The sequence below is a fragment of the Thiocapsa sp. genome, from assembly GCF_035467215.1.
In the GTDB taxonomy this organism is placed as follows: Bacteria; Pseudomonadota; Gammaproteobacteria; order Chromatiales; family Chromatiaceae; genus Thiocapsa.
The window spans coordinates 1-3551 of record NZ_DATITZ010000126.1 but is presented as its reverse complement, the minus strand read 5'-3'; the positions used below and the strand labels follow the sequence as shown (position 1 = coordinate 3551).

The 3551-nt window shown below is 61.8% G+C and carries 5 protein-coding genes; all 5 read left to right on the top strand.

Annotated features, from left to right (window positions below):
- Positions 1–252: RES family NAD+ phosphorylase (locus VLR48_RS07325; protein ID WP_325291152.1), on the top strand; the 252-nt coding region annotated here is incomplete at its 5' end.
- A gap of 112 nt (positions 253–364) precedes the next feature.
- The gene (locus VLR48_RS07320) at positions 365–1729 is read left to right on the top strand and encodes an NAD-dependent succinate-semialdehyde dehydrogenase (protein WP_325291151.1); all 1365 of its coding nucleotides are present in this window, start codon (positions 365–367) and stop codon (positions 1727–1729) included.
- Between the two features lie 133 nt (positions 1730–1862).
- On the top strand, positions 1863–2069 hold the full coding sequence (locus tag VLR48_RS07315) for a hypothetical protein (protein ID WP_325291150.1): 207 nt from the start codon (positions 1863–1865) through the stop codon (positions 2067–2069).
- 391 nt (positions 2070–2460) lie between these two features.
- Positions 2461–2691, top strand: coding sequence for a hypothetical protein (locus VLR48_RS07310; RefSeq protein ID WP_325291149.1), 231 nt, complete (start codon positions 2461–2463; stop codon positions 2689–2691).
- A 290-nt stretch (positions 2692–2981) separates the two neighbouring features.
- On the top strand, positions 2982–3551 hold a 570-nt coding region (locus VLR48_RS07305), incomplete at its 3' end, for a hypothetical protein (protein ID WP_325291148.1).

Sequence of the window (3551 nt, the reverse complement as noted above, 5' to 3'; positions counted from 1 at the left end):
GGTCTGCTGGCCAGCATGGACTATCGCATTCCGCAGACATGGTCACGATGGATCTACGAGGCCCCGGAAGCAGTCGACGGGCTTCGGTACCCCTCGCACTTATTGCCGGACGGCGAGAACACAGCCCTGTTCGAGCGGTGCTGCGACGCCCTCGCGGAACATCGGCTGGGCTCTGTGCTCCAGTGGCAGAACCCGGAGTCGGGAAAGGACATCTTCGATGTTCTGGACGAGCAAGGCTGGGGGTTGCTGTAGGCGAGGAAAGGCGCCGGATCGAAAGCGCCTCGGCACACCCGGCGCCGTTGCGGCTCAAACCGGAATGGGTCCATTCTCGGACCGGACCGACCGAAATGGAGGAGACACCCCGATGCCATTGCAATCCATCAACCCCTACACCGGCGAGCCCCTGGAGCAGATCGAGACGATCGACGAGACCGCGCTGGAGGCCGCGCTCGACGCGGCAGCGCGGGCCGCATCGACGTGGGGAGCCCGGCCGATCGCCGAACGCGCGCACCTGCTGCATGAGGTCGCCTCGCTCCTGCGCGCCCGAACCCCGGATTTGGCCCGATGGATGACCTTGGAGATGGGCAAGCTGATCGGCGAGGCCGAGGCCGAACTCGGCAAATGCGCGCTGGTCTGCGACTACTATGCCGAGAACGCCGAACGACTGCTCGCCGACGAGCCGATCGCCTCCGATGCCTCGCGCAGCATGGTCGTCCATCAGCCGGTGGGGCCCATGCTCGCCGTGATGCCGTGGAACTTCCCCTTCGGGCAGGTGTTTCGCTGCGCCGCGCCCGCAATCGCGGCGGGTAATCCGGTTCTGCTCAAGCATGCCTCGAACGTCCCGCGTTGCGCCTTGGAGATCGAACGCCTTTTCGAGGATGCGGGCGCCCCGGACGGGGTCTTCAGCACACTGCTGATCGATGCCCGCGGCGCCGAGGGTGTCGTCGCCGACCCGCGCGTGCGCGGCGTGAGCCTCACGGGCAGCGACGCGGCGGGCCGACGGGTCGCGTCCATCGCAGGCGAGAACCTCAAGCGGACCGTGCTCGAGCTCGGCGGCTCCGACGCCTTCGTGGTACTGGAAGACGCCGACCTCGACGAGGCCGTCGCGACCGCCGTGCGCTCGCGCTTCATGAATGCCGGCCAGAGCTGCATCGCGGCCAAACGATTCATCGTCGTCGACGCGATCGCCGAGGCGTTCGTCGCTCGCCTGCGAACCGCGATCGAGGCACTGGTTCCGGGCGATCCCCTCGACCCGAAGACGACCTTGGCACCGCTCGCGCGCGCGGATCTTCGCGACGCACTCCATGAGCAGGTGCTCGCGAGCCTCGACGCCGGGGCACGCCTGATCCTCGGCGGACAGCCTTTGGACCGCCCGGGTTGGTTCTACGCCGCAACCTTGCTCGATGCCGTCGTACCCGGCATGCCGGCCTACGACGAGGAGCTGTTCGGTCCCGTGGCGGCCGTCCTGCGCGCGGCCGACGAGGAGGAGGCGCTCGAGATCGCCAACGACACCCGGTTCGGGCTCGGCGGCAGCGTCTGGACGTGCGACGGCGCTCGCGGCGAGCGCTTTGCACGCCGGATGGCGTGTGGATGTGCCTTCGTCAACGGACTGGTCAAGAGCGACCCCCGCCTGCCCTTCGGCGGGATCAAGGAGTCGGGCTACGGGCGCGAGCTCGGCGCCTTGGGCATCCATGAGTTCGTCAACGCAAAGACTTTGTGGATCGGCTAGGAATGTCGAGCATTGGAGCGCCGGTCTACTCAAAAGCCTTGTGCTCCCCTGGACCAACCCATGACACGCATCGTTGTCTCGGCACCTGCCATGGGCTATGTTTGCCACCTCCTACGGTATCCCGGAGCCTCTCGTGAACGCCAAGCACGCCTTTCATCCCGAGTACATCACGGACGCCAACGGACATCGCAAGGCCGTCGTGTTGCCGATCGAAGAATACGCGTCGCTGATCGAGGATCTCGCGGACTTGGCCATCGTCGCCGAGCGCCGCGGTGAGCAAACCCTTTCCCACGAGGCAGTCATGGATGAGCTAGAACGCGATGGCCTCATATCGGATTGAGTGGAAGGAGTCCGCGCGCAAGGAGATCTAGCACATCAAGCGTGGCACCCTTCGGCGCCTTCTCGACGCCGTTATGTCCCTCGGCATCAACCCAAGACCGGATGGTTGCCGCAAACTGGCTGGCGCCGCAATGACCTATCGGATACGAGTAGGACAGTATCGCGTGGTGTAAAGAAGCGAAGATCAGCGATTGATCTTTGAAATCGTCCGCGTCGGCCACCGGAATTCCGTCTCTCGGGCCTGACTCACTCGCGGTGAGGGATTACGAAACCGTACAGGTCCCGCGCAAGCGCGATTCGGAGTGATCTGGCCATGGCGTCAACTCAGCCCAGAGACGCAGGATTACAAGACCCTGGGCTCCCTGCTTCGGCAAACTCATTTAGACAGTGCTATGAGAAAAATCATGTTTTTGATCAGCCTAACATTGGCATCGTCGGCAGTAGCTATGGATTATCAAACGGCCCATCGCATTGCAAACGAGCATCGACAGAGGCTACACAATGAAGAGCTGATGCGAATTCAGCGTGAGCGAGCCTATCGAGAAAAGGAGCAGTATTATCAGCGGGAGCGTGAAGTTTCGAATGTAAAACCCGTTCTAAAATGGATTAAGACCCTTGATTGAGACAGTTCGGCTCCGGGCGTACCGAGGCACGTACCACGGGATCATTTCCGGCACGCCGTTCGGCGCGAGCAGATCAAGATATCGATCCAAGTTGGAAAGCGCGCCGTCCTTAGAGTTACTGCCGGGGTAGAGTGGGCGCGGGTATCGTTGAAGATAGGACGGCAGGGGAAAATTAGATCCAGCACCCGAAACTCATATTGCAGTTTAGCGCACGGGTGGCCCGCGTCAGTCTAGGTCGGACGCGGCCGCGCCATCCTAGGCCACTGCAGCAACGAAAGGATGCACCATCGATGAAGCTCTACTCCTACATCGTGACACATGACACCGGCTTCTCTCCCAATCCATTTTGGGGGTGCTGTACGCTTGCCGACTGCAAGCCGAGCATCCGGCGGACCGCTGAAGTCGGGGATTGGATTGTCGGACTCAGCCCGAAAGATAGTGGGAATCGCGTCGTTTTTACGATGGAGGTCGATGAAATTCTCAACTACGCGAGTTACTACCGCGATAGACGTTTTACGAACAAGATACCGGACTACAGCAGGGGCGAAGTGGTCTGTAAGGCAGGGGACAACATCTACAAGCCTCTACCTGATGGCGGCTTCCGGCAGTTACGGTCGATGCACTCGGACGGACACGAAGAGAACGCAGAGACAAAGGCCCATGACCTGGGCGGCGTGAATGTTCTCATAGCGAGGAAGTTCCATTATTTCGGGGCTTCCGGGCCAGAGTTGCCGCCGCACTTGGACGAACTGAAGGTGGGGCGGGCTCACAAGAACCGGTTCTCCCAAGAGACTATTAGCGATTTCTGGGAGTTCATCTCATCGTATCCCCAAGGGGTCAGCGCGCCCCCAACGAAATGG

What these genes read in the sequence shown, in the direction of transcription:
- VLR48_RS07310 (WP_325291149.1), top strand. Translation starts at nt 2,461, where the DNA reads ATGAGAAAAATCATGTTTTTGATCAGCCTAACATTGGCATCGTCGGCA.
- VLR48_RS07320 (WP_325291151.1), top strand. Translation starts at nt 365, where the DNA reads ATGCCATTGCAATCCATCAACCCCTACACCGGCGAGCCCCTGGAGCAG.